We start from the raw sequence: 2472 nt of genomic DNA, 5'->3' as shown, positions 1-2472 counted from the left end.
TGTTGCTGTTTCGTAAGTAAGTTTCTGTGTTGTTTCTTTTGAATTAGACATAAAGATAAGTCTCCTTATAAATAGAATTTGGCGAATCCGCCATATGTCGACATGAGAATGGCCGTTGAAAGACCGTCGACTTTATCTATGATAGCAGGTAAATCTTAAGAAATACCGCCGAAATTTCTTAAGATTTTATGTAGAAGCTAAAGGAAGAACCTTCATATCAACACCGGTCTAAAGTATAATATACTTTAACTTAAATCATTATCTAAATACGAAAAGCGAGAGAATATGGGATTGTTTGATTTTTTTAGGAAAAAGAATAATGATAAAGCACCTTCTGTCACAAGCAGGCCGGAAGCCTTATTTGATATTATTTCCGGAGCGCTTGTCGATGGCGAACTTCCTGAGAGTTTTTCTTTACCGACAAAAGATGATAGTAGACTGCATTTTGCTGATGGTGCAGAGGATGGCATTTGCATATATCATATGGGCCGCTCAGCTAACACTGATGAGACCAAGAAAGAAATGGGTGGAGCGGTAACTGCAGCTTCAAGCGGAGACTTTTCCAAAGCAGATCAACTTTTTGATAAATTAGGTACTCATGCTCGTGCATTATATTCAATCGATGATATTCAGGCATATATTTTACAGAACAGAGAAAAACTCGATCCTACGAACTGTTTAAGATATGCAATTCACGCTATAACCACTTCATCCTGCAAAGAAACGGTTAAATACGGTCTTTGTATATTGGAATTATTTAATACAGATGAAAAGCCGGATGTAAAAAATATTATTCGCACAATAGGTCTTTGTGACGAGTTTACCTTATTTTCTGTCTTTATAATGCGCGCTTGGAAAAACGGAAATGAAGAGATATTGAACCTGGCCAAAAAAGTTCATGGCTGGGGACGAGTTCATGCAGTCGAAAGAATTGAAGCCGTAACCGATGAGATAAAGAGATGGCTTCTTACAGATGGTGTGCATAATAATGTTTTACCAGCGTATTCGGCAATGGATTGTTGGACTAAGTCAGGGGCTTACGAAATATTAAAAGGTAATCCGACGAAAGAGGAATTTGCCGGTATTAGGGATATTATTGACGGACTTTTGGATGAGGGCCCGGTCCCCGGTATTTCGCAGTTTGATGACGGCGATGATATAATCATAAGTTTTTTAAAACATGCAAAGAATATGTGCGACTGCATTGAAGATTATAAGGTTGTAAGAAGTATTAGAATTCATTATGACGATGATAAAGATGCCAATCCTGAAATAGCGAGCTTATGCAAAGAAATACTATTCTCCGATATCTGAAATGAAGACATCCCCCGGGGTATGAATTTTCCCCGGGGGACTTTTTTCACCAATCATCTCATCTTCACAACTCTTGCTCCAAACGGAAACAACGCAAGTCTCGCGATCTTAAAGAACTGCTTTCCGAACGGGATACCCACGATCGTAATGCACAAAATAATCCCGATCATAAGGTTAACTAACGCTAGCTCAAGTCCCGAAACAAAGAACCATATTACATTCAAAAAACACGACACCGCGCCGCCTTCATCCACAATCTCTTTTCCGAACGGATTCAGCGAAATCGACGACAGCTTAAAACACTGAAGCCCGACAGGAATTCCCACAACCGTGATGCACCACAAAACGCCTGCCAGCCACCAGCCGATCGCGCTCAAAAGTCCGCCGCATATTATCCATATCACATTCCCTAAAAATCTCATATATCCTCAATCCTTTCACAATGAACTCTTTGTTATGTCTATTGGATACTATTGTACCATTTTTTATTTCTTAAGAAACCTTAAGAATTTTCTACAGAGAATCTTAAGTTTTGTCTGATATCATTGAATATGTCGACGGTCTTTCAACGGCCATTCTTATGTCGACGCATGGCGGATTCGCCAAATTCTTTTTTCGGAGGTGCTGTATGAACAGCCAAAATAATCTTTCTAAATTATTTCCAATGATCAAGACAAGGGAGCAGGTTCTTGAAGAGATTCATTCAAAAGATAATCTTCGCGGAAAATTTGAAACCTGGACTGAAGATCAAAAAGAGAACTTTCTATCAATATGCACCGGAGCCAAAGGCGTAAAGATGCTCTATGACTGCTATTTCAAAGAGATACTCAACCCGGAGTATACACCTGAACGCTTGTCAGCACTATTAAGCATCATTATCGGTAAGAAAGTAACCGTTAAATATCAACTGCCGAATGACAACACACGTATCGGAGATGAACTGTCTCTCGTAATTACCGATATAGTTGTCGAACTCGAAGACGGAACTCTTGCCAACATTGAAGTCCAAAAACTCGGTTACGCTTTTACAGGAGAAAGAGCTTCCTGCTATTCAGCGGACTTACTACTTCGTCAATATAAAAGAGTAAGAGATTCTCTTAAAACCAATTTCTCATACAAGAACATAGCACCGGTCTATACCATTGTATTCCTTGAAAG

General features: G+C 39.2%; 2 protein-coding genes and 1 pseudogene. 2 read left to right on the top strand and 1 reads right to left on the bottom strand.

Annotated elements, in window-relative coordinates:
- The first annotated feature begins 285 nt into the window (after positions 1-285).
- Complete coding sequence (locus BM377_RS16005) at positions 286-1314, top strand: hypothetical protein (protein WP_092250983.1); 1029 nt, start codon at positions 286-288, stop codon at positions 1312-1314.
- A gap of 53 nt (positions 1315-1367) precedes the next feature.
- Here the strand turns inward: BM377_RS16005 and BM377_RS16000 are convergent, their stop codons facing one another.
- Positions 1368-1736 carry a YccF domain-containing protein gene (locus tag BM377_RS16000; protein WP_092250981.1) on the bottom strand — a complete coding sequence of 123 codons (369 nt, stop codon included), beginning with the start codon at positions 1734-1736 and terminating at the stop codon, positions 1368-1370.
- A 206-nt stretch (positions 1737-1942) separates the two neighbouring features.
- Between BM377_RS16000 and BM377_RS15995 the strand changes: the two are divergent.
- Positions 1943-2472: pseudogene (locus BM377_RS15995) on the top strand (PD-(D/E)XK nuclease family transposase); the annotation flags it as partial.

Origin of the sequence: Butyrivibrio sp. INlla21, assembly GCF_900116875.1 — a bacterium.
Taxonomy (GTDB): domain Bacteria; phylum Bacillota; class Clostridia; order Lachnospirales; family Lachnospiraceae; genus Butyrivibrio.
This window is presented reverse-complemented; position numbering and strand designations above follow the sequence as displayed.